The 26,246-nt window shown below is 69.3% G+C and carries 20 protein-coding genes and 1 pseudogene; 11 read left to right on the top strand and 10 right to left on the bottom strand.

The window, feature by feature from the left end:
• Positions 1-18: 18 nt before the first annotated feature.
• Positions 19-537, bottom strand: coding sequence for a DUF6484 domain-containing protein (locus KRR26_RS20310; protein WP_120210570.1), 519 nt, complete (start codon positions 535-537; stop codon positions 19-21).
• Positions 538-785: 248 nt separating this feature from the next.
• Positions 786-2,621, bottom strand: a complete 1,836-nt coding sequence (locus tag KRR26_RS20305; RefSeq protein ID WP_217080596.1) for an SMI1/KNR4 family protein — start codon at positions 2,619-2,621, stop codon at positions 786-788.
• 265 nt (positions 2,622-2,886) lie between these two features.
• Between KRR26_RS20305 and KRR26_RS20300 the strand changes: the two genes are divergently transcribed.
• A complete protein-coding gene (locus tag KRR26_RS20300) occupies positions 2,887-3,255 on the top strand; it encodes a thioredoxin family protein (protein ID WP_217080595.1) in 369 nt (122 codons plus the stop codon).
• Here KRR26_RS20300 and KRR26_RS20295 read toward each other — a convergent pair.
• Entirely contained in the window at positions 3,243-5,048 is a 1,806-nt protein-coding gene (locus KRR26_RS20295; RefSeq protein ID WP_217080634.1) for an ABC transporter ATP-binding protein, read from the bottom strand. The two genes, KRR26_RS20300 and KRR26_RS20295, sit on opposite strands and share 13 nt — an antisense overlap.
• Positions 5,049-5,143: 95 nt before the next feature.
• Entirely contained in the window at positions 5,144-6,127 is a 984-nt protein-coding gene (locus KRR26_RS20290; protein ID WP_120210573.1) for a universal stress protein, read from the bottom strand.
• Positions 6,128-6,512: 385 nt separating this feature from the next.
• Between KRR26_RS20290 and KRR26_RS20285 the strand changes: the two genes are divergently transcribed.
• A complete protein-coding gene (locus tag KRR26_RS20285; protein ID WP_199723962.1) occupies positions 6,513-6,674 on the top strand; it encodes a hypothetical protein in 162 nt (53 codons plus the stop codon).
• A gap of 60 nt (positions 6,675-6,734) precedes the next feature.
• Here KRR26_RS20285 and KRR26_RS20280 read toward each other — a convergent pair whose 3' ends face one another.
• Positions 6,735-6,926 carry a CsbD family protein gene (locus KRR26_RS20280; protein ID WP_217080594.1) on the bottom strand — a complete coding sequence of 64 codons (192 nt, stop codon included), beginning with the start codon at positions 6,924-6,926 and terminating at the stop codon, positions 6,735-6,737.
• Positions 6,927-7,128: 202 nt separating this feature from the next.
• On the opposite strand from KRR26_RS20280, the gene KRR26_RS20275 reads away from it, so the two are divergent.
• Both KRR26_RS20275 and KRR26_RS20270 read left to right on the top strand, forming a co-directional pair.
• The gene (locus KRR26_RS20275; protein ID WP_120210575.1) at positions 7,129-8,913 is read left to right on the top strand and encodes a methyl-accepting chemotaxis protein; all 1,785 of its coding nucleotides are present in this window, start codon (positions 7,129-7,131) and stop codon (positions 8,911-8,913) included.
• A gap of 166 nt (positions 8,914-9,079) precedes the next feature.
• On the top strand, positions 9,080-10,312 hold the full coding sequence (locus tag KRR26_RS20270) for an IS701 family transposase (RefSeq protein ID WP_217080593.1): 1,233 nt from the start codon (positions 9,080-9,082) through the stop codon (positions 10,310-10,312).
• A gap of 2,070 nt (positions 10,313-12,382) precedes the next feature.
• Here the strand turns inward: KRR26_RS20270 and KRR26_RS20265 are convergent.
• The 5 genes and pseudogenes from KRR26_RS20265 to KRR26_RS20245 all read right to left on the bottom strand — a co-directional run bounded on the left by KRR26_RS20265 (position 12,383) and on the right by KRR26_RS20245 (position 16,848).
• Positions 12,383-12,583, bottom strand: coding sequence for a hypothetical protein (locus KRR26_RS20265; RefSeq protein ID WP_120210576.1), 201 nt, complete (start codon positions 12,581-12,583; stop codon positions 12,383-12,385).
• 14 nt (positions 12,584-12,597) lie between these two features.
• Positions 12,598-12,828, bottom strand: coding sequence for a hypothetical protein (locus KRR26_RS20260; protein WP_147423095.1), 231 nt, complete (start codon positions 12,826-12,828; stop codon positions 12,598-12,600).
• 144 nt (positions 12,829-12,972) lie between these two features.
• Positions 12,973-13,119, bottom strand: a pseudogene (locus KRR26_RS20255) (IS5/IS1182 family transposase); the annotation flags it as partial.
• 166 nt (positions 13,120-13,285) lie between these two features.
• A protein-coding gene (locus KRR26_RS20250) for an IS3 family transposase (protein ID WP_217080592.1) occupies positions 13,286-14,480 on the bottom strand; the annotation gives its coding sequence in 2 pieces (ribosomal slippage) (positions 13,286-14,189 and positions 14,188-14,480; 1,197 coding nt in all).
• 760 nt (positions 14,481-15,240) lie between these two features.
• Positions 15,241-16,848, bottom strand: a complete 1,608-nt coding sequence (locus KRR26_RS20245) for a phytoene desaturase family protein (protein ID WP_217080591.1) — start codon at positions 16,846-16,848, stop codon at positions 15,241-15,243.
• A 137-nt stretch (positions 16,849-16,985) separates the two neighbouring features.
• On the opposite strand from KRR26_RS20245, the gene KRR26_RS20240 reads away from it, so the two are divergent.
• From KRR26_RS20240 to cheB, 7 genes are all read left to right on the top strand, one after another.
• Complete coding sequence (locus tag KRR26_RS20240) at positions 16,986-18,710, top strand: CHASE domain-containing sensor histidine kinase (protein ID WP_328707176.1); 1,725 nt, start codon at positions 16,986-16,988, stop codon at positions 18,708-18,710.
• A gap of 76 nt (positions 18,711-18,786) precedes the next feature.
• Positions 18,787-19,272, top strand: a complete 486-nt coding sequence (locus KRR26_RS20235) for a chemotaxis protein CheW (RefSeq protein WP_217080590.1) — start codon at positions 18,787-18,789, stop codon at positions 19,270-19,272.
• Positions 19,269-20,744 carry a CheR family methyltransferase gene (locus tag KRR26_RS20230; protein WP_217080589.1) on the top strand — a complete coding sequence of 492 codons (1,476 nt, stop codon included), beginning with the start codon at positions 19,269-19,271 and terminating at the stop codon, positions 20,742-20,744. Before KRR26_RS20235 ends, KRR26_RS20230 begins: the two co-directional genes overlap by 4 nt.
• Positions 20,741-21,352: a chemotaxis protein CheW gene (locus tag KRR26_RS20225; RefSeq protein ID WP_217080588.1), complete on the top strand. Its 612-nt coding sequence runs from the start codon at positions 20,741-20,743 to the stop codon at positions 21,350-21,352. The genes KRR26_RS20230 and KRR26_RS20225 overlap by 4 nt, the downstream gene beginning before the upstream one ends.
• Complete coding sequence (locus KRR26_RS20220; RefSeq protein ID WP_120206164.1) at positions 21,349-22,992, top strand: methyl-accepting chemotaxis protein; 1,644 nt, start codon at positions 21,349-21,351, stop codon at positions 22,990-22,992. Before KRR26_RS20225 ends, KRR26_RS20220 begins: the two co-directional genes overlap by 4 nt.
• A 2-nt stretch (positions 22,993-22,994) precedes the next feature.
• A complete protein-coding gene (locus KRR26_RS20215; protein WP_217080587.1) occupies positions 22,995-25,187 on the top strand; it encodes a hybrid sensor histidine kinase/response regulator in 2,193 nt (730 codons plus the stop codon).
• Positions 25,184-26,218 carry a chemotaxis-specific protein-glutamate methyltransferase CheB gene (cheB, locus tag KRR26_RS20210; RefSeq protein ID WP_120206166.1) on the top strand — a complete coding sequence of 345 codons (1,035 nt, stop codon included), beginning with the start codon at positions 25,184-25,186 and terminating at the stop codon, positions 26,216-26,218. The genes KRR26_RS20215 and cheB overlap by 4 nt, the downstream gene beginning before the upstream one ends.
• Positions 26,219-26,246: the final 28 nt, after the last annotated feature.

Here is a 26,246-nt window from a genome sequence, read left to right as displayed (position 1 = left end):
CGGGCCGATATCCAGAACTCAGTTGATCTCCACGGAGCCGCCTTTGATGCGGTGGGTTCCGGTCGCCCGCGACTCCAAGGTCGTTCCCTTCACGATGACCTTGCCGTTGCGGCGCAACGTGATGCTTGCCTCGCCACATTTGAGGACGATTTCGTCCTGGCCCTCGATGACCACTCGCTTGCCGTCAACGTGGGCCTCCGTGGGAGGCCGGACCGGAGCCGGCGTGTTCAGCAGCGCGTCCACCAGGGGCGTCGCACTGGGCTCCTGGATGAGCCCCATGATGAACGGCAGCCGAGGGTCTCCGTTCTCGAAGAGGAGCACCACCTTCTGGTGACGGGCGACCGCCTCCTGCAAGCCCTTCGCATCCAGCACCACGGCCAACCTCGCCACCATCGGGCCCGAGGCGTTGCCGGGATAATCGACCAGCGGTGCGCCCGTGACATCCAGCCCCGTGAGCTGCCCCGCGCGACTGCCCAGGATGGGCTCGTGCAGCGAACTCTCCGGGAGCGGCTTCGCGCTGTCGGAAGGTGTGCTCATGACAACCCTCTCGCGGCCTGCGGTGACGGAATGCGCATGCGTTCCCCCAAGGTCCCCGACACTAGCGCGTCCACGGTTCTCGATGCGAACCGCTCGCCTCCGCGAGCCCCTGGCCCGACCTGGGGCGTTTCCTCGTGAGAAGGGGGCTCGGAATCAACCCTCCTGAAGCCCTTCGGGCCCGGGGTCCGGACAGAAGAAAGGCCACGGCATCGTGCATGCCGTGGCCTTGAGCTTCCGCTGCACGGAGCTTAACGACGCCGACTCGCGCCAGTCTTCTTCGCGGGCGACTTCGTGCTCGCGGGCTTCTTCGCGGCGGTCTTGTCCGTGGATTTCGTCGCGGGCGACTTCGTGCTCGCGGGCTTCTTCGCGACGGGCTTGCCTGTGGGCTTCTTCGCCGTGGCCTTACCCGTGGACTGCTTCGCCACGACCTTGCTCGCGGACTTCTTCGCGATGGGCTTGCCTGTGGGCTTCTTTGCCATGGCCTTACCCGTGGACTGCTTCGCCACGACCTTGCTCGCAGGCTTCTTCGCCGCCGCCTTGCCTGCGGACTTCTTCGCCGCGGGCGCCTTCACCCCAGGCGCCTTCGTCGCGGCCTTGCCACCAGCCTTCTTCGCGGCGGCATTGACCGATGCCCCAGCCTTCGCCGTCGCAGTCTTGGTCGCACCTCGCTTCGCTGGCGCGGCGGGCGTTGCCGACGACGTGCTTCCCGCTGACTTCGTGGACACGACCGAAGGCTTCGCTGGCGCAGCGACGGACTTCTTGGCGGCATTGCCTCCCACCACCGCAACGACCGGCTTCGTCGACGCCTTGCTTCCTGCTGCCTTGGCGGGCGCGGCCGACGGCTTCTCAGACACCGTGCTTCCTGCCGCCTTGGCGGGCGCGGCCGACGGCTTCTCAGACACCGTGGCCTTGACTCCTGCCGCCTTGGCGGGCGCGGCCGACGGCTTCTCAGACACCGTGGCCTTGATTCCTGCTGTCTTGGCGGGCGCAGCCGACGGCTTCCCAGACACCGTGGCCTTGCTTCCTGCCGCCTTGGCGGGCGCGGGCGACGGCGTCTCAAACACGGTGATCATCACCGCCTGCGTGGACGTAGTGGCCTTGGCCTTGTCACCGGCTGGCTGCGCGGTCGCCTTGGCTCCCTCGGCCTTCGCGGAGACCGTGCTCTTCTCGAACACGGACGTCTCGAACGCGTCGACCTGGACCGGGGCCTCCTTCGGCTCCGGGGCCTTCTTGGCGGCCTTCTTCGCCACGGGGGCCTTCTTCTCGGGCACGGCCTCCGTCACGGCGACGGGCGCCGGTGCCTCAGTGACCTTGGGCTCCGGGGCGCTGACTGGCTCAGGGGTGGACTCGGGCTTGCGGGCCTTTGGCGCTCGGGGCTTGGACGGGGGCGGCAGGAGGCGCTTGGGCTCCGCGACTCGCTTCACCCGCATCCCTTCGGCCGCCATGTCTCCAGCTTCCGCCGCCTCTCGCGACGCCTGCTCGTCCTCGTCGTAGACGACGCGCGGCTCCTCTCGAAGCTGCGACTCCTCCTCCGCCACCTCCAGCCCCGACAGCGCACCCTGCAACACCGCGTTCATCGCTCGCGCGAAGGTGCGCTCACCGAAGCTCTCCACCTCGGCGGGCGGAATCAGCACCTCCAACATGCCCTTCAACGAGCGGTACAGCCGCATCTCCTTCTTCTCAGCGTCCCACGTGCCGTAGACCCAGTCGTCCGCCTCCAGCGCGTCCATCCAGCCCGGCAGCGGGCCGCCTCCGTCCCCCTGCTCCACCATCGCCGACTTGCGCGCGCCGAACAGATGCCGGTGCTGCCCCTTCACGCCGATACGCCACACCCCCGCCGCCGGCAGCCCCACGAGCTTGAGGCGCGTCTTCTCCAGCACGCTCGGCGCACCCTCGTCGCCGTGCAGCGCGAAGAGGTTCACCTCGCCCAGGAACTCACCGCCGTTGATGGACAGGTACAGGTCCGCCAGCTCCTCGGGGAACGGGACGCCACACTCTGTCTCGGCGCGGCGGATCTCCTCCGCGAGGACGCCAGATGACGCTGTCTTCGCCGACTTCCGAAGTGCCTCCAACCACTCGTGCATGACCCCTCCACGACATCAGCCACTGCGCGATACACCTTATGGCGCCCACGCCCTTTCGCGCAGCGCGTCTCGCGGCCCTCGGGTTGCGATTTCTCCCGCCCCCACCCAGACATACCTGGTCAACCTGACTCGGCGGGCCCCTCCATCCCAGCTCCCTCGGCCCCGGCGCGGCGCACCTCCCAGCGCCCGGCCGCCCGCCCCAACCCCGGCCGACGCCCCAAGCCCGAGGGTTGAAGCGCGCCCGCCCTCCCGTTAGGCACCCGCCATGGCCCTTCCCGCGCGCTTCGACGCCACCACCGAGACCTTCGACCGACTGGTCCTGGAACCCCGCGACGAGCTGGTCGTGGTGGACTTCTGGGGCGACGGCTGCCCCAACTGCGACATCTACGCCGAGGCCGAGCCCGAGCTGCTCGCCGAGCTGGACGGCGCCCGGATGCGCGTCGTCCAGGTCAACGCCTATCAGGAAGAGGAGCTGGCCCGCCGCTTCGGCCTCTTCGGCATCCCCACGTTCCTCCTATTCAAGGACGGCACCCTCCTGGGGAAGATGAGCCAGTACTACGGCAAGGCCTATTGGCTCGGCGTCATCCGCGACCACCTGCCCAAGCCCGAGGCCCCGTCCCCTCAGTCCCGGTAGCCCCGCGCCTGGAGGTGGAACAGGTGCGCGTAGCGCCCGTTGCGCGCCATCAGCTCATCGTGGCTGCCCAGCTCGTCCACCCGGCCGTTGTGCAGCACGGCGATTTGATCCGCCATCCGCACCGTGGAGAAGCGGTGTGAAATCACGATGGCGATGCGGTCCGCCGCCAGCGCCTGGAACCGCTCGAAGAGCGCGTGTTCGGCCTCCGCGTCGATGCTCGCGGTGGGCTCGTCCAGGATGAGCACCTCGGCGTCCTCGCGCATGAAGGCCCGCGCCACCGCGAGCTTCTGCCACTGCCCCGCGGACAGCTCCTGTCCCTTCTCGAACCAGCCGCCCAGCATGGTCTCGTACTGGCCGGGCAACCCGGCGATGACCGTGTTCGCCCCACCCTGCTCCGCCGCGCGCACGATGCGGTTGCGATCCTCCAGCGCCGGCACGTGCCCCAGCCCGATGTTCTCCGCCACGTTGAACTGGTAGCGCACGAAGTCCTGGAACACGGCCCCGAAGCGCGTGCGCAGGTCCTCCACGTCCATGTCCTTCAGGTTCACCCCGCCATAGACGATGTCGCCCTGCGTGGGCTCGTACAGGCGCAAGAGCAGCTTCACGAGCGTGCTCTTGCCCGCGCCGTTCTCGCCCACCAGGGCCAGCTTCTGCCCGGGCTCCAGCTTCAGCGACACGTCGCGCAGCGCCCACGCGTCCTTCCCGGGATAGCGGAACGACACATCCTTCAGCTCGATGGCGTTGCGCCGCGCGCGCGGGGGCGACACGGGCGGCAGCACCCGAGGCGCCTCGCCTCCCGTGGGGATGTCCAGGAACGCGAACAGGTTGGTCATGAAGAGCGCGTCCTCATACATGGAGCCCACGCTCGTCAGGATGCCTTGGAACGAGGCCTGTCCCTGTCTGAAGACAGACAAGTACAGCACCATGTCGCCCACGGTGATGCCGCCCGCCGCCGCCCGCCCCGCCACGAAGAGATAGCAGCCGTAGAAGGCGCCCAGGGACAAGAGGCCCAATCCCAGCCCCCAGGCCATGCGCTTCACCGACAGCGCCCGGTCTTCATCGAAGAACTTCTGGAACAGCGTCCGGTAGCGCCCCAGCACCAGCGGCCCCAAACCAAACAGCTTCACTTCCTTCACGTGGCTGTCGCGCGTGAGGATCCATTCCAGATAGTTGAGCTTGCGGCCCTCGGGCGCGCGCCACGAATAGAGCCGGAAGCCCTCCGCGGCCAGGCGCGCCTCCGCGATGAAGGCGGGGATGGACGCGGCCACCAGCACCCCCACGCTCCACGGCGACAGGGAGACGAGCAGCACCGCGTACGTGGACAGGGTGATGAGGTTGCGGACGATGGAGAACGCCTGCATCACCAGCGACAGCGGCCGGCTGTTCGCCTCGCGCCGCGCGTTCTGCATCTTGTCGTAGGTGTCCGAGTCCTCGAAGTGCCGCAGCTCCAGCTCCAGCGCCTTCTGGAGGATGCGCTCGCTGAGCAGGTTGCCCAGGTTGGCCCGCAGCAGCTCACGCGTGAGGTTCAGCGCCCGGTCCATCACGGCCGAGCCCACCATCAGCGCGAACTCCAGCGCCACCAGTCCCCACACGCGCCCGTGCGCCGCGGCGTCTCCGCGCGAGGCCGCCACCACCGTGTCCACGATGAGCTTGCCCACCCACGCGATGCTCGCGGGCAACAGCGCCGCCACCAGCGTCAGCGCGCCCAGGCCCACCGCCAGGCGCGGACTCGCCTGCCAGAAGAGGTGGAACGTCCCTGGGAGCTGTTTGAAGAGGCTGCCCGCGTTCTTCATGCGGGCCCAGATGGGAGGCGGCGGGCGGGGTGCGGATGGAGGAGACAAGGTCCCCTCTCATAACGCGGCGGGGTGTCACGCGCCGCGCGCCGGCATCACGCGTGCGGCGCTCCGGTGAGGTCCTCCAGGCCCCCCTCGCCCGGATGAACGAGGGTGCGCAGGTGCCGCGACACGAGGACATCGCAGGGCGCGCGCGCCAGCACCCGCTCCGTCATCGGCGTGCGCGCCTCGGCCGAGGACATGCCCACGGCGAGCAGATCCGAGCCCTGGTCCAGGGACTCGGCGAGGATGCCTTCGGAGGGCTCCCCCCACCGCACGCGCAGCTGGAGCGTGCGCCCAATCTCCCGGTACGGGGCCAGGAAGCGAACGAGCGCCGCGCGCGCCGCGGACTCGCGCTCCTGGCGCAGCAGCAGGCGCCGCTCGCCCCGCGCGCCGTTCTCGCCCAGCGCCTTCTCCTCCTCCCGCGCGTCCACCACGTGCAACACATCCACCACCGCCGAGGAGGGGCACAGCCGCAGCGTCAGCTCCAGCGCGCGGCGGGACTCGCGCGAGAAGTTCACCGCCACCAACGGCCGCTGATACGCGCGCGCCGGGTGCGGCACCACCACCAACACCGACGTGCCCGCCCGCCGCACGAGCCGGCGCACCAGCGAGTCCATCGCCAGCTCGCGCACCGGATACGTCACGTGCGGCCGGCCCACCACCACCAGCTCCGCGCCCAGCTCGTCCGCCAGCGCCGCCACCACCTCGGCGGCCTCCCCCTGGCGCGCGGCCTCGCACACCTCCACGTCCACCCGACCGCGCAGCCGCCGGCACGCCGAGGCCACCGCGCGCCGCAGGCAGCGGTCCGCGGGCAGCGTGCCATCCGGACCGTCTCGCCCATCCAGCGGCGGGCTGGCGTGCAGCACGCTGAAGGTGGCGCCGTGACCCAGCGGCAGGCGCAATGCCCGCGCCAGGGCGAACTCGGAGCCGAGCGAGAAGTCCATCCCCACCACCACGCGGGACAAGCCCCGCTGGCCACGCGCGGGACCCGCCAGCAGCAATGGCTTGCCTCCCCTGAGTGTCTCGTGTGGCCGCATGTGGAAACCTCCTCTCCTTCAAGTAGTAGTGCCCGTTGGCGCCCTGGGTCGCACATCCAACGCCCCGAGCGGGGAGGCCAGGGCTCGCGCGGGCTCTCCGCATCCGAGCGGACAGGCCTCCACGCCGAACGGGCGCCTGCCCCGTGCGTCACCGGATGGACGGGACACCTGTAAGTTTTCCCGCCTTCCACGCGCCCCCACGCACCTGCGCCCAGACGCACGCGCACGCCATGACGACGGATGGCGGTGTTGGGCTGTCGCGCCGAGGACACCGGGCGCCCGCCGAGCCGCCGAGGCCCGGCCAGCTGCTTGCAAAGGGGGCGGCGCGACACACGACGGTTCGGCGGGTGTCCGGTCGGCAGCAGGGAAGCAAGGGGGCGGTGCCATGCGCGGTGTCATCACCGGACGAGAGGTGGTCACCCACCTGGGGCTCATCTACCGGGAGTTCGGCGTCGCGTGTGTGCTGCGCTGCCTGTGGGTGATGGTCAGCGGCAAGTCCACCACCTTCCTCGAGGTGGCATGCCCCCCGGGGACGTCGAAGCGGTGAGGCCCCAGCGCGAGCCCGATGCGCCCAGGAGGGACGCGGGCTCGCGCGGGAGTCGGGACGCTACGGCTCGTCCCTCCGCGGCGTGCTCGAGTCCACCGTGTCCTTCACGGCGCGCTTGGCGTCCTCGAACTTGCCCTTGATGTCGCCCTTGGCCTTGTCGGCTTTTCCCTCGGCCTCCAGCTTGCGATCGCCGGTGAGGGCTCCAGCGGCCTCCTTCAACTTCCCCTTCGCCTTGTCGAACAGCTCGCCCATGGCGGGCCTCCTTTCGGGGATGGGTTCCCCTCGTCACCCTGGGCACCCTCACCGCTCGTGACACACCCGCGCCCCCTGGCTGGTCGTCCTCCTCCCAGATAGCCCCGGAGAGTAGGGACTTCCCGCACCTCGACCCGACCTGGCTCGTTGACGGACTCTCGCTTCCCGCTCAGGCTTGGGAGCGTTCCGCCCGACCTACAAGATGACGACCTCCTCGAACGACTCCTCCGGCGCGCTGCTCCTCCGGCTGCTGCTCTTGCGCACCCTTGTCGTCACGGTGGCGGTCGCTCCCGCCATCTACGTTGACACCCAGCTGTTGGACATCGACAGCAGCATGCTGGGCTTCGTGCTGGGCGTCGTCACCCCCATTGTGATTGGCGGTCTGGCGTTGGTGGTTCCCATTGGCGCGGTGGGCGTGTTGCTTCGGCGCGCGCTTCATGAGGCGCCGGGGCAGGAAGGGGCGCGGCTGGGGCGGCTGATGCGCCTGCCCGCCGTGCTGGCCTTCGGAGAAGCACAGGCCGGCTGGTTCGTGGGCGGCATCTTCTTCAACGGGGCCATTGGCGTGGCGTTGGACCGGCCCCCCATGGTGGTGCTGGTGGGTGTGGCGGTGGCGATGAGCGCGGGCCTCTTCAGCGCGCCCATCCTCTACATGCTCTACGAGCGCACGCTGGCGCCCGTGACGCTGGAGGCGTTCCGGCGCGCGCCGCACGAGCGCCCCACGAGCCAGGGCCTGCTGCTGCCTCGGCAGAGCTGGTTCCTGCCGGCGCTGGTCGTCTCCGCGCTGCTCGTGACGTGCATCACCAGCATCGTGACCATGGAGCTGCGCTTGGAGCGCAGCCTGGACGCGCTGGCGCGGGACCTGGAGCTGTCGCGGGATGGGCATGGCGCGGCGCGGGTGCGCGCGAGCATCCAGCCGCTCCAGGCGGACCTCGCGACGCCCGTGGCGATGCTGGGTGGGTTCGCGGCGCTGGGCTCCATCTTCACCGCCGCGTGGGCGGCGCGACGACTGGCCACGGGCGCGCGCGCGGTGGGCGCATCGCTGGAGGCGCTGGTGGAAGGCCGCGCCACGCCGCCGCAGTGGGTGTCCTCGGATGAGTTGGGCGACCTGTCCGCTCGCACGTGGATGCTCTACGAGCGATTGCAGGAGCTGCCCCGGTCGCTGAGTTCCTCGGCGGGGCATCTGGCTCGGGCTGGCTCGCGGCTGACGGAGGCGAGCGAGCAGCAGAACCGCACGCTGTCGCGGCAGGCCGCGGCGCTGCATCAGGCGCGCGCCACCGCCCAGGAGATTCAGCAGATGTCGAACGTGGCCTCGGCGCGAGCGCGCAACACGCTCCAGGTGGCCGAGCGCGCGGCATCGCTGGGGAAGATGGGCGAGGAGGCGCTGGCGGGCACCGAGAAGGGCCTCGCCGACATCCGAGACATCACCGCGGGGCTGCACCAGCAGGTGAGCGACCTGGGGAACCGGGCGCGCGAGGTGGGCCGCGTGTCGGAGCTGGTGAAGTCGCTGGCGGACCAGTCGCACATGCTGGCCATCAACGCGGCCATCGAGGCGAGCCGCGCGGGCGAGCAGGGCCGGGGCTTCGGAGTCGTAGCGCGGCAGATGCGCGAGCTGGCGGACCAGTCCATTCGCGCGACGGGGCAGGTGCGCGGGTTGCTGGAGGGCATGGTGGACGCCACCGGCGCGGCCGTCAGTCAGGCGGACCGCAGCGCCCAGGGCGTCGAGGCCGCGCTCGGGCCCCTGCGTCTCAGCGGTGAGCGCTTGCGAGAGCTCATCGCGTTGGCGTTGGACGCAGCGGGCGCCGTGCGGCAGATCGCCGAGGCCGTGGGACAGCAGCACGCGGGCGTCGATCAGCTCTTCATCGCCGTGCGTGAGCTGGATGACCTGATGGCGGAGACCCTGCGCCAGCTCGGCACCACGCAGGAGGCCGCCACCGCCGTGACCCAAGCCACCGGGCACGTGTCTCGGTTGGCCGAGCGGTACGTGTAGTCGCGGTGGCTGCCAAGCGACGGCCCTCCCGCCATGCCAAGAAGGGCGCATGGGGCCAACGTGTTTCGGAAACACACGTCGCGCTCCTCATTCGCTAGTCCTACAGTTGTAGTTCGGAAGAAGCGTGAGCATCCCTTCTGTCGAAGGAACAGAAGGGGGAGGAGCGATGCTTCCAATCCAGTCCTCGGCAGACCCGAAGCAGCAGGCCCCAGAGGTGCGACTGGTGAGCCAACTCGCCATGGAGTTGGAGGGAGTGGGCGCCTGGTTGGAGCCCTACTTCCGCCGTCGCGAAGCGCATGCCGCGGCCCACGAGTACGTCAAAGCCCTGCTGGGGCAGGCGCAACGCAAGAATACCTGGGGCCTCTCGGAGGACGTGGGGCATCGCGCGCCGTATGCCATTCAGCACTTGCTGGAGCGCGCGAAGTGGGATTCGGAAGAGGTGCGCGACGGCTTGCTGGAGTACGCACGCAGGACGCTCGGAGAAGGAGGCATCCTCGCGGTGGATGAGATGGGCTTCCTGAAGAAGGGGGAGAAGTCGGTGGGCGTGGCACGCCAGTACACCGGCACCGCGGGCAAGGTGGAGAATGCCCAGGTAGGCGTCTTCCTCTCCTACGCGACGCCTCGAGGCCATGCCCTGGTGGACCGGGAGCTGTACCTGCCCGAGGCGTGGGCGCAGGACGCGGAGCGCCGCAGGGCGGGGGGCGTGCCAGACGAGGTGAGCTTCGAGTCCAAGCCCGCCCTGGCGCAGGGCCTGCTGCAACGTGCGCTGGCCTCGGGACTGAAGCCCGCGTGGGTGGTGGGTGATGAAGTCTATGGACGCGACTCCACCCTGCGCCGCTTCCTGGAAGACTTGCGCCAGCCCTACGTGCTGACGGTGGCGTCCAACACGCATGTGTGGCGCGGCTTCGTCCAGGTGAAGCCGGCAGACGCGCTACGAGAAGTCCCGCCGGAGGCATGGGTGCGCATGTCCGCGAGCGCGGGTACCAAGGGCCCTCGGCTCTACGAGTGGGCCCGTCTCCGCCTCAATCGCCACCTGGGGCTGTCTCGCTGGCTTCTCTTCCGGCGCAGCCTCTCGGATGGAAAAGTGGCCTTCTACGTGGCCCATGCCCGACGCAATGCCTCGTTGGCTTCGCTGGTGAGGGTCGCCGGCAGTCGGTGGGTAATTGAGGAGGATTTCGAGTCCTCCAAGGGCGAAGTCGGCCTGGCTGACTACGAGGTGCGAACGTGGACGGCGTGGCACCGACACATGACGTTGTGTCTGGTGGCTCACGTCTTCCTCGCCGCGGCACGGGCACTGGCCAACCTCGGACCAGAGGAGGGCTTGCCCCCAAAAGCCCTCGGCCTGCCGACGCGAAGAAACCCCATGCGGGCGTTTCTCGGTCGGCGCGGCCTGCATTGACTCTCCTTGTCCGATTCTCCGTCCAAGAGGTGCGCGGGCTGCTGGTAGCCCTGCTCCGACGCGCTGTGGCTCCCATTGAGCACGTCTTGGCGTGGAGTCGCTGGCGCCGCCACCATCAAGCCGTCGCCATCGTCTGCCATTACCGGGCGCACGGCGCTCGTCTCAATCTACGACTGTAGGACTAAGCGCACCCACTCTGTCGCCACCTCCTCGCAGAGTTCGACATGACGCTCACAGAACACAGGGACCCACATTGAAAAGCTCAAACCGAGGCAACCCTTGAGGATTGCCAAACATTGGGGGCGACCACTGCACCACCGCCCCTATGAACTACAACGGCACGGATGGGACAACTCCATTGCAGCGAGATTCTTCAGCAGTCTGACGGCGAAAATCATCCCCCCCAACACCCAGATGCAGGCGGAAGTAAAGCTCACTCTCGTCGAGTACAATGAGTGGTCCACAACCGCAGATGCCGTCACGCTTGATTCAACCACGCCATCCTTACCAATAGAGAGCGCACAGCAGAGATACATGGGCGGCAATAAAACTCGCACCACGCCCCTCTCAGCATCAAGACGACGACCCCAGGCATATCGCCTGAGGTCGCCCAAGCTCAAAACCTAAGCTATCAGTTGCAGACAGACAGACAGTCAACCCAAACCCGATCACACTCAGCAACCAAGGCCGGGTCGCCATGCGCTTGGTTCAGGCAGGAGTTGTGCTGAAAGTTGCAACTCGAGCAAGCGATCCCCTGGGTGCTAGTGCCAATCGACTCGTCCGCCACCTTCGCCTCACCCTCCACCCCTCCGCAAGCGGACATCAGCCCCGCCACCACTAGCGTCGCAATCAATCCTCGCATTCGCATCCTCCATGTTGTGCTGCATTCGTTAAACGACACCCTACGAGACGCTTTGAGATTTCTCACCTGACAACGGAATGCATCAGCCTTGCACGCACCCATCAGGCACAGCGATTGCAATGCATGGGACTGACCAAGCATTCATCAGTCCCTACATCAGATGGATTTGCGCTTGACGGGAGCAAAGATCGACCTAGCTTCGCTGAGTCCATTCAACTGAGCGCGCAAGCCTCACCGCTTCCGAAGTCCCTGAATCTTGCGGAGATCTACACCACATCTGCCCATTCCGAACACCGAGGCACTCCCAGACACGCCAACCAAGCATGTCCGGATTCACATATTTTACTAGTTTTGACAAGTATACAGACAATCAACCCAAACTCGCTCGCACTCGGCAACCAAATCCGGATTTCCCTGAGCCTGATTCAGGCACTTTGTGTGCTGGAAGTTACAGCTCGGGCAAACAACCTCCTGCGCGCTGGCACCAAGAGCCTCGTCCACCACCTTCGTCTCGCCTTCCAGCCCTCCACAAGCAGTCGCCAGCCCCGCTACCAGCAACGTCGCAATGAATCCTCGCACTCGCCTTCTCCTTGTTGCCCTGCACGCCTTGAACGTCACTCTACGAGACACCCCGAAAACATTCGACTGACAATAGGGCCTATCAAGAAACACTCACAGACCCTGAGTGACTGATTGAACTCTGCTGTACCGGCCAGTTAAAGGTCAAGCCTTGAATGCGATGAAGGTGCGCCTGAAGGCGTAGCGAGTCCTCAAACACCTCGCTCAACTATAGATTTTGGGATCTGACGCCACGAGACCTGCGCTGAGCTGACAGAAGATGGCCCGGCCCTCCCAAGAAAATTGAGGACATAGCGGTGGACAGACACAAAGCACCGTCAGACAGGGAAGGTCGCACTGCAATAAGCACAATGGCGAATCTCACCATGAGAGCGTCTTTGCGATGTTGGGCAAAAACGGAAAAATTAAACCACATCAAAATGGACACCCAGCCATGGATTGTTCCTCCCCTCCAGTCGCATCCTGGGGCGAACGGTGTACGTCCGGCAATGGCAGACGATGACGAAAATTTGATAGCGGTGGCGCCAGCAGTTGCACGCCAAGACATGTTCACCTGGAGCCGCAGTCCGTCGGAGCAGAGCCAGCGAGCCATCACACCTCTTGGCCCAAGAAGGGCGCACCCGACGCGCTCAGTTACCGGTGCGCAGGACCTCGATGACGCGCAGCAACTCCGCGTCCCTCCCGGTGGCGAGGTCCACGACCGTGGGCGCGGCCTCGAAGTCCGGGAAGAGAATCTCCATGCCCGTGGACCACGTGTTCACGCGTTCAGGCAGGAGCAACAGGGTGACGTCCCCATTCGTCCCCGTGCTGCGGTGGCCCACGACCTTCACTCGATGGGCTCCGGTCAGCCTGATGGAAAATCCTCCGCTGCGGACACCGTCTTGGGGCTCACCAGGAGAACGATGGGGCCTGCATAGGAAGGGCCCGTCAGTGGAGCAACCGGATACACTTCTTCCTGCCACCCGAATTCCTCGGGACCGCTCCAGAGCGGGGTCCGAAAGTTGGGCGTGAGGAACTCGGTCTGGATGAGGCGACGGGTCACCTCGTAGGTGTTGAAGGCCGGGTAGCCGCGCATGTCCAACACCAGACCGCTGGCCCCATGCGCCGCGGAAAGGGCCGTCCGGAACTCCGCCGTGGAAGCAATGAGCCGGTTGGACAGATTGATGTAGTGCAGCTCCAGCGCGCCGAGATCCGCCAGACTGCCCGCGCCCCTCAGAGCCTATTTCGGTAGGAGCGAGTGGAACCAAGTGATGATGCCCAGCGCGAAGTGGAGCATCGCGACGTAGGTGTCCTCTCGCTTCTCCCAGCGCACCAGCAGACGGCGGAAACGGTTGAGCCAGTAGTGGGTTCGCTCGACGCCCCATCGCGGCGAAGGGCGTCAACGCTGTGCGCACCGAAGCCTCACCTGGGAGCGTCGTTTGGGGGCCCGGAGCGTAAAGCCATACTCTTGGGCCAGCTCGCGCACGGGCCTGAAGGCATACCCCAAGTCGTGGAGTTGCCCCGGTTCCACAGAGCATTCCGCGCTTTCGCCCTCAAGCGGCAGCGCGGTGCTTCTTCTCGTAGCCAGAGGGCGACTCGTAGTCCAGCGCGGAGTGACGACGGAGTGGGTTGTACCAGCCCTCGATGAAGCGGAAGACGGCCATCCGTGCCTCGGCGTGAGACGTGAAACGGCAGCGTGCGAGCAATTCGCACTCGAGCGTGGCGAAGAAGCTCTCACACATCGCGTTGTCATACGCGTCGCCAACGCTGCCCATGGAGGGGCGCACGCCAGCTTCCTTGCACCGAAGCCCGAAGCCAATCGAGGTGTACTGCGTCCCTTGGTCGCTGTGGTGCACGACGTTCTGAGGCTGACGCTGCACCACTGCCATGTCGAGTGCCCGCACGACGAGCTCCGTCTTGAGGTGGCCAGCCATGGCCCAGCCGACGACTTTGCGACTCCATGCGTCGAGCACGATGGCGAGGTAGAGGAAGCCTGAGTGCGTCGGAATGTACGTGATGTCGGCAACCCAGAGCTGGTCGGGTCCAGGGGCCACGAATTTGCGGTCGACCAGGTCGGGCGCTGGGCGTGCGCGCTCGTCGCGCGTCGTGGTGACACACCACTTGCGGCGACTGACGCCCTCGAGACGTGCTGCCCGCATGAGACAGGCGACGCGCTTGCGGCCGATGTGCACACCCTCTGCCGCGAGCTCAGCGTGGATGCGCGGCACGCCGTAGGTGCCGTCGCTCATCGCGTGGATGGCGCGAATGCGCTCGCTGAGGCCTGCGTCCGCCACCGCCCGTTTTGAGGGCAGACGCGTTCGCCACGTGTGGTAGCCGCTTTCGGAAACCTCAAGGACACGGCAGAGCGTCGTGATGCCATGGACGGCCTGGTTCGCCTTCACGAGTCGGTACGCCGCCTGGGCGTCGCCACGGACTCCTGCGCGAACCAGGCCGCAGCTTTTTAAGGATGTCGCGCTCCTCGCGCAGCACCCGTACCTCGCGACGCAGCCGCTCAAGTTCAGCGCGCTCATCAGAGGCGGCACTGCTCGCCCTGGTCGCGGGCCTGCTTTCGCCGTTGCTGCTGGGGGCGCCGCTGCCGCTCCCCTCCAACTGCTTTCTCCAGTTGCGGATGCTCTGCTCGGTGCATCCGAACTCTCTCGCGAGACTCTTGCCGGACCGGCCGGCCTTCATCAGTTCGACGACCCTCTCACGGAACTCCGGTGGGTACGGGGGGCGTGATTTCGGCATCGTGGGGCCCTTTTCGCACAGCGGGTGGGACTCCACGAAACCTGGGCAACTCCAGGCACGAGGCCCCTCGTCCCACGGCCGCCACCGCCAGGCATCTGCGGTAGGTGAGTGGGCAGCCGCTCCGGGCTGCCCACCGTAGCAGCGCTTGCCGCCGCTTTCTCCTCAACCACTGCCTACCTTTGCCCTGGGCAGGGCCTTCTCGCTCTCAGGTCTTCTGCGCCCACAGAGCCGAACGAGAGGTGCCCCTGCTCTTTCTTCCCGCTCGTCTCGCGCCTGCCTGCCCCTCGACCTGATCGCGAATCACGACCCTCTATTTAGGTCCACATCGGTGTAGCTGCACCCCATACCAATGAAGTGAAGCGCACCTGCCCATGGGCGGCGAACATCGCGACGGGAGCTGGCAGCGCAGTCGCTGGACCGGCACGTCCAAAGTCACACCAGTCCTCGGCGGACGAGTTGCGACTGCCCCCAGGCACCACTCGTGAGAAGGACGGTGGTGAGCCGATACTGTCGTTGACCGCGACGCACCCCAGTGGCGCCGCGGAGGGGAAAAGCTGGATGGTCGACATGCGTGGATACCCCAGGCCTCGATGACAATGCATCAGACCGCGGCGGCAACGAAACCGCCGGGCGGCAATAGCGCCGGACGGAGAACATGCTTTCCAGGCCCATTCATTCATCACTCGAACATGCTTGTCATTCGAATGTATTGCTCAATCAGCAACGCCCCCTGCCCCGAAGTAGGCCGAAGCAGCCCGCCTCACCCATCCATGCGCTTGTGCGGACGGCCCACCACGCGCTGCTCCAACCCACCTGAGGCGGGCGCATCCTCCAGCGGCGGGACATAGGGCCAGCCCGGCAGCGAGCCCTGTCCCGCGGCGCGCGTGAGGTAGTCCGCGGCGATGTTCGCGCTCTCCATGATGGTGAGCAGCCCGCTGCCCGGGTGCGTGCCTCCACCCACCCAATACAGCGACTCCACGCTCGCGTCCTTCACGTGCGGGCGCAGCGGCCCGAGTTGGCCCCACGTATGGGACAGGTTGAACACCGCGCCGCGGAACACATGGAAGTCGTCGCGCCAGGTCTCGGCGGTGAAGTAGCGCTCCGCTCGCACGTGCCGGCGCACATCCTTCAGCCCCACCTTGGCGAGCAGGTCCGGAATGCGTTCGCGCAGCGCGGCCTCTGTCTTCTTCCAGTCCACGGGACGCGACGTGTTGGGCGTGGGCACCAGCACGTACAGCGTGGAGTGCCCCGCTGGCGCGCCCGAAGCGTCCGTCACGCCAGGGTTGCACACGTAGAAGGACGGATCCTCCACATCGACGTGTCTGTCTTCCAGTGTGTCTCGGTCCGTGCGGCGCGCGCGCTCCGACAGATAGATGAGGTGATGCGGCAGCCCGTCATACACGCGGTCCAACCCGTAGTACGCCATGAAGGTGCTGCACGAGTACTTCGCCTTCTCCAGCGCGGCGTCGGACAGGCGACCGCCCTCGCGCGCTTCGGCGGGCACGAGCGACTTCGCCGCGTAGGCGAGGTCCGCGTTCATCACCACCGCGTCCGCGTCCAGCCGCGTGCCGTCCGCCAGCGTCACACCCACCGCGCGCCCTGCCTCCACGCGCACGCGCTCCACCGCCGTGCCCAGTCGGAACGTGGCGCCCAGGTCCTGCGCACAGCGCATCATCCCGCGCGCCAGTTCGCGGAAGCCGCCCTCCACGTGCCACACGCCGAAGGCCAGCTCGATGAAGGGAATCACGCTGAACACCGAGGAGCACGTGGTGGGGTGCAGCCCCAGGTACTTCGACGGATATGACAGCGCATACGTCAGCCGGTCATCGTGGAAGTAGCCATCCAGGTGCCGGTACAGCGTCTGCCAGGGCTTGAAGCGCAGCGTGGGCGCCAGCCTCCAGGGCGCGTAGTAGCCCAGGTCCTCCGCGTGCGTGCAGATGAACTTCTCGTAGGCCACGGCGTACTTCGCTCGGCCCTCCGCCAGCCACCGCCGCAGCGCCTGGGGCTGCCCCGCACCGAAGCGCGACAGCGCCGCCTCCATGCGCGACAGGTCGCGGGACGTGTCCAGGAAGGTGCCATCCCAGAAGTGCACGCGCGTGTTGGGGTCCACCGGCACCAGCCGCGCGTAGTCCTCCAGCCGCTTGCCCGCGCGCCGGAACATCTGCTCCAGCACGCCCGGGAGCTGGAGGATGGACGGCCCCGTGTCGAGCGCGTATTCGCCCTGCGCGCCCAAGCGCAGGCCCTGCATGCGCCCGCCAGGGACCGCGTCCTTCTCCACCACGGTGACGCGCAGCCCCTGACCCGCCAGGTTGAGGGCAGCCGACAGCCCGCCCGGCCCCGCTCCGACGACGATGACGTGCCGAACCATGGGCCGCATCGATGCTCGGATGGCCTCCGCGATGCAACCCGTCCCCCTCTTTTCCAGTGGAGGACAGGCCGCTCGGGAATTGCCGCACCGGGACTCGGCGGACCCAGGACAGCTGTTCATGCTGGAGAGGCCCTCCTGTGTCCTCCCGGCTGCCCATGCCCCTGCGCCACAACGCGGCCACCTTCTGCGCCCTGCTGGTGGGGCTGCTGGTCACCACCGTGGCCACGGCCTACGTGCATCGCGCCATCATGGAGCGCCGGCAACGTCGCTTCGAGGATGCGGTCACCGAAGGCACCGCGCGCATCCAGCAGCGCATGGACACGCATCAGGCCGCGCTGCTCGGCGTGCGCGCCCTGTTCGCCAGCAGTCACCAGGTGGAGCCCGGCGAGTTCCACCAGTACGTCCACAGCCTGGAGCTGGCAGAGCGCAACCCCGGCCTCCAGGGCATCGGCTACGCGCCGTGGACCGAGGGCCGCGCCCCACTGCTCTACATGGAGCCACTCGGAGCAGCGGCCCCCTTGCCGCTCGGCACGGACCTGATGTCCGAGCCCACGCGCCGCGAGGCCCTGGAGCGCGCGCGCGACACCGGCGAGCCCACCGCCAGCGGGCCGATGCCTCCCTTCCTCGGCGATGACGACTCAGGAGATGCGCACTTCGACCTCGTCGTCCCCTTCTACGTGCCGCCCTCTCCCACCACCCTCGAGGCGCGGCGGAACACCCTGCGCGGCTTCATCTACGCGCCCTTCCACGCCCGCGAGCTCGTCCAGGCCCTGCGCTTCCCGGTGCCCACCGCGGGCTCCCCCGCGATGGACATCCATGACGGCACCGCCGCGAACGCGGGCCCGCTGATATTCCAGTCCTCGCCTCGGCCCCCACCACCTCACACCTCCCGCATGGAGCGCGTGGTGACGGTGGACATCTCCGGACGCCCCTGGACGCTGCGCTTCACCGCGCCGTCGAGCTACTCAGGACTGGGCGCCCGCTCGCAGCAGTGGGTGGTGCTGGGCAGCGGTCTCTTGCTCACCTTGCTGTTGTGCCTCGTCACGCGCGCGCAGGCCCGAGCCCAGGCGCGCGCGGAAGCAGCCACCGCCGAGCAGCGCCGGCTGGCGCAGGCCGCGGAGAGCGCGGTCCACCTGCGCGACGAGTTCCTCGGCATCGCGGCGCACGAGCTGCGCACGCCGCTCACGTCCCTCCAGCTCCAGCTCCAACTCCTCCAGCGACAGCTCGGCCCCGGCGCCTCCCTGGACACCGAGCGCGTGGCGCGCGGCGTGGCCTCGTGCGCGCGACAGACGGCGCGCCTGTCCCAGCTCATGGACAGCCTCCTGGACCTGTCGCGCATCACCCGCGGGCGCATGGAGCTGCAGCTCGAATCGCTGGACCTGGGCGAGGTGGTGCGCGAGCTGACTCGGCGCTTCGAGGCCGAGGCCCAGGGCACCGACGTGCGCCTCACCGTGCGCGCGAGCCCGGGCGTGCGCGGCCACTGGGACCGCCTGCGGTTGGAGCAGGTGGTGACGAACCTGCTGTCCAACGCGCTGAAGTACGGCCACGGCGCGCCCGTGGACGTGCGCGTGGACAGCGACGGCGCCCACGCGTGGCTGGAGGTGGAGGACCGAGGCATCGGCATCGCGCCCGAGGACGCGCCGCGCATCTTCGAGCGCTTCGAGCGCGCCGTCTCCAGCCGACACTACGGGGGCCTGGGGCTGGGATTGTTCATCACCCGCCAGCTCGTGGAGGCGCTGGGCGGACACATCTCGGTGGCGAGCACGCCCGGCCGAGGCTCGACCTTCACCGTCACGCTGCCCCTGGCGGGACCGCCGCGCGGGCCGGACGTCCACGTTCCACCGGACGCGCCCCTGTCATGACCCGGGCCTTCGCTCACTGGATGACACCCCTCGCGTCACGAGCGGCACTTCCCCCACCCGCTTGCGATACCCACCCATGAATCCGTTTCCGGAGGCGGGTCCGCGCGAGGTGCTGGTGTTCATCCTGGATGGCCAGCGCTGCGGAGTGCCCACCGAGGACGTGCGCGAGATTGTCCGCGCCGCGAGCCTCACGGCCTTGCCGCGTGCGCCGGACGTGGTGGAGGGACTGCTCGACTTGCGCGGCGAGGTGCTGCCCGTGCTCGACCTGCGCCGCCGCTTCCGCCGCCCCGCGCGGGCGCTGTCGCCCCAGGACCACTTCATCGTCGTGTGCACGGGGCCTCGCCGCTTCGTGATGCGGGTGGATCGCGCCGAGGGCTTCCACGCGCTCGCGCCGGGGGAGTGGGATGTCTCGCCGCAATCACTCCCGGGCGTGGGCTACGTGGCTGGCGTCGCGAAGCTGCCGGACGGGATGGTGCTGGTGCACGACCCGCGCGCGTTCCTCACCGAGGCCGAGGCGCTCCAGCTCGACACGGCGCTCGCGGCCCCGCCGGAGTCCGCATGAGCGTGGGCCCGCCCCTCCATCCGGACTACGCCGCCGTGCTCGACCTGGTGGAGGAGCGCGCGGGGCTCGCGCCGCCCAGCTGCCCCGCCGCCGCCGAGGAGGGCATCCAGCGCGCGCTCGCACGCACGGGGCTGACGGACCTGGTGGTGTATCGCCAACGCTTGGAAGAGGACCCCGCCGCGCTGGATGACCTGCTCGGCGAGCTGACCGTCGGCGAGACGTACTTCTTCCGCACGCCCGAGCACTACGAGTACCTGCGCCGGGTGGTGCTGCCCGACCTGCGCGAGCGCTGGGGCCCGGAGCACACCGCGCGATTCTGGAGCGCCGCCTGCGCCTCGGGTGAGGAGGCGTACTCGATGGCCGTCCTCCTCATGACGGAGGGTTGGGCCGAGCACATGTCCGTCTACGCCACGGACATCTCGCGCGTCGCGCTGGCCCGCGCACGGCTGGCGCGCTACGGCGAGTGGTCCCTGCGGGGCCCCGCCGCGGAGCGCATGCGGCCCTATCTCAGCCACGAGGCGCGCGCCTTCACCCTGTCCGCCGACGTGCGCCGCCACGTGCGCCTCGCCTATCTCAACCTCGCGGTGGACACGTGGCCCTCGCCCGGCAGCGACGTCTGGCGACTGGACGTCATCTTCTGCCGCAACGTCTTCATCTACTTCAATCGCCCCACCGTCGAGGCGGTGGCGCGCCGGCTCCACGACTCGCTGGCGGAAGGCGGCTATCTCTTCACCGGTCCGTCGGATCCGCCGCTGTCGAACATCGTGCCGCTGGAGCCCGTGCTGACGGACTGGGGCGTGCTGTACCGCCGCCCCCTCGCGCGTGCGGCGCTCCCGCGCACCGCCCCCGAGGCCCCCACGCCTCCACCGGAGATTCCCGCCTACGTCCCGCCCCGCGCGCCCGTGCTGGCGCCGTCACTGCCACCCGTACCTCCCCCCCCCGAGGAGCCGAGTCCCCCGCGCCTGGACGCGGATGCGCTCGCGAGCGCTCGGCGCGCCCTGGAACGCGGCGACTGGCGCGAGGCGGCGCGCAGGACGGGTGCGCTCGACGAGGACCCCACGCGCGCGATGCTCGCGGTGCGCACGCTGGCCAACCTCAATCCCCAGTCCGCGCTCTATGCCTGCGGCGAGGCCATCCGGCGCCACCCGCTCACTTCGGGGCTCCGCTATCAGGAGGCCCTGCTGCTGCTGGGCGAAGGGCGACTCGCCGACGCGGAGCGCTCCGCGCGACAGGCGCTGTACCTGGAGCCGGGACTCGCCGTGGCGCAGCTCCTGCTCGGGCACGTGCTCCGGCAAGAGGGAGACACGGCCGCCGCCGCGCGGGCCTACGGCGAAGCCGAGGCGCTCTGTCGCAGGTTGCCTCCCGACAGCCCCGTGCCGCTGGGTGAGGGCGAGCGCGCGGGCCGGCTGGCGGACGTGGCTCGCGCCGAGCGACGGCGACTGACGCCTGACAGCGATGGAGGCACCGGATGACCCGCGCGTCCGGCATCGATTGGGAAGCGGCGCGGGCGCACGTCGAGCGACTCGTCCGCTGCGCCGAGGCCCCCGATGCGCTCACCGAGGACGAGGCGCGGGCGCGGCTGGACGCGCGGGCCCGAGCGTTGGCGCGGCCCGCCTCGCAGCCTCCAGCTCCGGGCTCGTTGCTGGAGGTGGTGCGCTTCCAGACCGCCGGGCAGGCCTATCTCCTGGCCTCGCGCTTCGTGTTGGAAGTGGTGCGCGAGCCCGAGCTGGTTCCTCTTCCGGGCGCCCCACCCCTCCTGCGCGGCCTCACGCTGCTGCGTGGCGAGGTGCTGCCCGTGGTGGAGTTGGCCCCGCTGTTCGGCCGACCGCCGACCACGCCCAGGGGCCCGCTGCTGGTGCTGGGCACCGCGCGAGCCGAGCTGGTGCTTCGCACCGAGGACATCGAGACCGTGTCGCGCGTTGCCTCTGGAGACCTCCTGCCGCCGCCCGCTCGACTCGTCGAGGAGGTCGGGCCGCTGGTGGCCGGCACCCTCGCGGACGGCACGCTCATGCTCGAGGGAGATGCCCTGCTCGCGGACGACCGCCTCGTCTTCGAGTTGTCCGACGAAGGAGCCCCATGACCATCGGCAATCGCATCGCGTTCGGCTTCGGCCTGAGCCTGCTGGTCCTCCTGGTGGTGTGCACGACCGCCTTCCTGGGCGCCCGGCAGCTCACGCGCACCACCGAAGGCCTGCTCGAAGCCCACGACAACTTCCGCAACCTGCGCGAGCTGCGCGCGCTGCTCATCGACGCGGAGACGGGCCAGCGCGGGTTCCTCCTCACCGGAGACAACTCCTATCTCCAGCCGTATCAGCAGGCCCTGTCCGAGCTGCGCCAGGACATGGACCGCCTGCGCACGGCGCTGTCCAGCTACCCCGAGCAGCGCGCGCGCATGGTGCGCCTGGAGCCGCTGGTGGCCAGCAAGCTGGGCGAGTTGGAGGAGTCCATCCGTCTGCGCCGGGACAAGGGCGAGCAGGCCGCCAGCGACGCGGTCCGCGAGGGGCGAGGCCGGGCCCTCATGGAGGAGATTCGCCAGGTCATCGCGGAGCTTCAGGAGACGGAGCAGGCGCGCTGGGACTCGCACGCGGAGGCGGCCAGCGACACCGCGCAGCAGACGCTCGCGGTGCTCGCCGTGTGCATCGTGCTGGGGCTCGGGCTGGTCATCGCGGGAAGTCTCATCATCACCCGGAGCATCACGCATCCGCTGCGCCAGCTCATCGTGGGCGCGGAGCAACTCGGCCGGGGGCAGCTCTCGCACCGCATCGACATCAAACGCCGCGACGAGATGGCGGACCTGGCGAGCGCCTTCAACTCCATGGCGGATCGCCGTCAGCAGGCCGAGGTCCAGCTCGCGCGACAGTCCGAGGAGCGCGAGCACACGCTCAAGACGGTGGCCGAGTTCGTCAACCAACTCGCCAGCACCAGCGCCCAGATTCTCGCCAGCACCACCGCGCAGGTGGCAGGTGCTCAAGAACAGAGCAGCGCGGTGACGGAGACGGTGAGCACCATCGAGGAGATCACCAAGACGTCCGAGGAGGCCGCCGGGCGCGCGCGCGCGGTGAGCGACACGGCGCGGCACTCGGACGAGGTGGGCCGCACGGGTCGGCGCGCGGTGGAGGAGGCCGTGTCCTCCATGGGCAGCGTGCGCGAGCAGGTGGAGTCCATCGCCTCGCGCATCCTCGCCCTGGCCGAGCAGGCGCAGGCCATCAGCGACATCATCTCCACCGTCACGGACATCTCCGAGCAGACGCACATGCTGGCGCTCAACGCGTCCATCGAGGCCAGTCGAGCCGGTGAGCACGGACGCGGCTTCGCGGTGGTCGCGTCCGAGGTGAAGGCGTTGGCGGACCAGTCCAAGAAGGCCACCGCGCAGGTGCGGCAGATTCTCGGACAGATCCAGAAGGCCACGCACGGCGCGGTGATGACCACCGAGGAGGGGACCAAGAGCGTGGCCTCGGCCACCCGCGTCGTCACCGAGGCGGGCGCCACCATCCAGGCGCTGTCGGACCTGCTCACGCAGGCATCGCTGACGGCCGCGCAGATCGCCGCGTCCGCCAACCAGCAGGCCACGGGCATCGGGCAGATCCGCCAGGCGATGCACGACGTGAATCAGGCCACGCAACAGGGCCTCACGTCCGCGCGGCAGACGGAGCGCGCGCTCCAGGACATCAACGCCATGGGCCAGAAGCTCAAGGGGCTCATGGGCGAATACGGGCGCTGAGGATGGATCGCGACCGGCTGGCCCAAGCACTGCTCAACTCCTTCCTCGAGGAGTTGGAGGGGCATGTCGTGGCGCTCAATCGCGACCTGCTCGCGCTGGAGCAAGCCCCCGCCGCGCCCGAGGCCCAGGCGCTCGTCTCCGGACTGATGCGCACGCTGCACAGCGTGAAGGGCGCCGCGCGGGCCGCGAGCGCCCCGCTGGTGGAGACCGCCTGTCATCGCATGGAGGAGCTGCTGGGCACGCTCCAGCGCGGGCGAGCTCCCACGCCGGAGGTTTTCGAACTGTGCTTCGCCACGGTGGACGCGCTGGATGACGCGGGCCGCAAGCTCGCCGCCCGCGAGGAGCTGGGGGGCACGGAGTTGGAAGCGCTCGTGCCTCGGTTGGAAGCGGCCACGCATGAGCCCTTCGCGGTCACGCCTCCCAAGTCGGCCCCAGCACCCGGCGCGATGCCTGCGTCTGAGCCAGCGCAAGCACCCGAAGCAGTGTCGCCACCTGCATCGGCTCGCGCGAGCGCGGAGCATCCGTCTCCGACCCAGGCGCCGGTCACTGAGACGCTGCCGGTGCGCGTGTCCGCGCAGAAGCTGGATGCGCTGCTCGCGCGCAGCGGAGAGCTGCGGGTCGCCACCCTGCGCCTGGACGGACGCGCCGAGCCGCTCGACACGCTCCGAGAGGAACTGACCGGGCTGCGCGATGCCGTGCGCGGCACTCCCGCCGAGCCCGTGCTGCGGCGCGCGGAGTCAGAGCTGACGCGCGTGGCCCGGACCCTCGCCGCGGACCAACGACTCTTGGGACAGGCCGCCGCCGGTCTCGATGATGAAGTCCGCCGCGCACGCACCCTCCCCTTCGAAGAAGGGTGCACCGGCCTGGAGCGCGCCGCGCGCGACGTGGCACATGACCGAGGGCTGCGCGTGCGGTTGGAAGTACAAGGCGGCTCGCTGGAGTTGGACCGTTCGCTGCTCCAGTCGCTGCGCGAACCCCTGCTGCACCTCGTGCGCAACGCGGTGGCGCACGGACTGGAGAGCCCCGAGGAGCGGCGGCGCGAGGGCAAACCCGAGGAGGGACGAATCGTCCTCGGCGCGCAGCTGCGTGGCAATCGCGTGGTCGTGGAGGTGGAGGACGATGGCCGTGGACTCGACCTGCGCGCGCTGCGCGACCGGGCCCGCGCCCGGGGGCTCCCCGTCCCCGAGGACGACGATGAGGCCGCGCGGCTCGTCTTCCTCCCCGGCCTGTCCACCGCCGCGCAGGTGACGGCGGTCTCCGGCCGAGGTGTGGGGCTCGACGTCGTGCGCGCGCAGGTGGAGGCGCTGCGCGGCGGCGTGGCGGTGACGTTCCAACCCGGCGTGGGCACGCGCTTCCTCCTCGATGTTCCCCTCACGCTGAGCACCGTGCGGGTGCTGCTCGTCTCCGCCGGGGGACAGACGCTTGCCCTGGCCAGTGAGGCCGTGGAGCGGCTGGTGCGGCTGGCTCCTGAATCCGTCCGCGAGGTGGAGGGCCACGCCATGTGGGCGACCGGGAGCGCGCTCGTCCCGCTCGCCCCGCTGTCCGAACTGTTGGGCCTGCCCGCCAGCCCACCGCAAACGCGCCTCAAGGCGGTGGTGCTGGACTCGGGCACCGCGCGCGCCGCGGTGGTGGTGGACGGGGTGACGGCCGAGCAAGAGGTGTTGGTGCGCCCGCTGGGCCCTCGCGTGCGCCGCGCGCGTCACGTGTCCGCCGCGGCGGTGCTGCCAGACGGCCACCTGGCGCTGCTGCTCAACCCCGCCTCGCTGGTGCGCGCGGCGGGCGGACGCGCCTCCCCCGACCGCTTCTTCCCCTCCCCGCAGGCCCGGCAGGCACGCCGCCGCGTGGTGCTGGCGGACGACTCACCCACCACGCGCGCGCTGGAGCTGAGCATCCTGGAGAGTGCGGGCTACGAGGTGGTGCCGTGCGTGGACGGCGCCGAGGCCTGGGAGCGACTCCAGGCGGGAGGGGCCGATGCGCTGGTGCTCGACGTGGAGATGCCTCGGATGGATGGCTTCGCGCTGACGGAGGCCGTGCGCGGCTCCCCGCGCTTCGCGCGCCTGCCCGTGGTGCTCGTCACCGCGAGGGACCGAGCCGAGGACCGCGCGCGAGGGCTGCGCGCCGGCGCGAGCGCATATCTGGTCAAGAGCGCCTTCGACCCAACGAGCCTGCTGGAGACCCTGAGGCGACTGCTATGAGAACGAGCCCCTTGCGCATCGTGGTGGCCGAGGACTCTCCCACCGCGCGCCGCCTGCTGGTGGAGATCCTCCGCGCGGACAGCGGCCTGGAGGTGGTGGGCGAAGCCCGCGACGGGGTGGAGGCCGTGGCCCTCACCGAGCGGCTGCGCCCCGACCTGGTGACCATGGACATCCAGATGCCGCGCATGGACGGGCTGGACGCCACCCGGCGCATCATGACGGACGTGCCCACGCCCGTCGTCGTGGTGTCCACGCTGGTGGAGCGAGACATCCAGACCTCCATGGCCGCGCTGCGCGCCGGCGCGCTCGCCGTGCTCCAGAAGCCCGTGGGCCCCGAGTCCCCCGCCTTCGACGCCGAGAGCCGCCGCCTGCGCGACACGCTCCGGGCCATGGCCGAGGTGAAGGTGGTGCGCCGCTGGCCAGACCGCGCCATCCCCGCCACCGCCCCCGTGGCGCCTCCGCTCGCCACGCGCCCCTCCGTGGTCGCGATGGCCGCGTCCACCGGCGGGCCCGCCGCGCTGTACCAGATTCTCTCCGGGCTCCCCGCCAGCTTCCCCGTGCCGGTGTTGGTGGTGCAGCACATCGCGCTGGGCTTCGGCGAGGGGCTCGCGCGGTGGCTCGGCACGGCCACGCCCCTGCGCGTGAAGGTGGCCGAGGCGGGCGAGCCGCTGACCCCCGGCTGCGTCTACCTCGCGCCGGATGACCGGCACCTGGGGCTGACGGCCGATGGGCGCGCGGAGGTCTCCAACGCCGCGCCCGTGCACGGCTTCCGCCCGTCCGCCAACTGGCTCTTCCGCGCCGTGGCGCGCACCCATGGCGCGGCCTCGCTCGCCGTCATGCTGACGGGCATGGGCCAGGACGGGCTGGATGGCATCCGCGAGCTGCATCAGGCGGGAGGCCGCGTGCTCGCGCAGGACGAGGCGTCCTCCGTCGTCTACGGAATGCCCGGCATGGTCGTGGGCGCGCATCTCGCGCACGAGGTGATTCCCCTCGAGCAGCTCTCCGACCGACTCCTGCGCGCCTTCGCCTGACGAACAGCGGCCCTGGCCCAGTGTCGAC

Source organism: Citreicoccus inhibens (assembly GCF_019039035.1).
Classification (GTDB): Bacteria; Myxococcota; Myxococcia; order Myxococcales; family Myxococcaceae; genus Citreicoccus; species Citreicoccus inhibens.
This window is presented reverse-complemented; position numbering and strand designations above follow the sequence as displayed.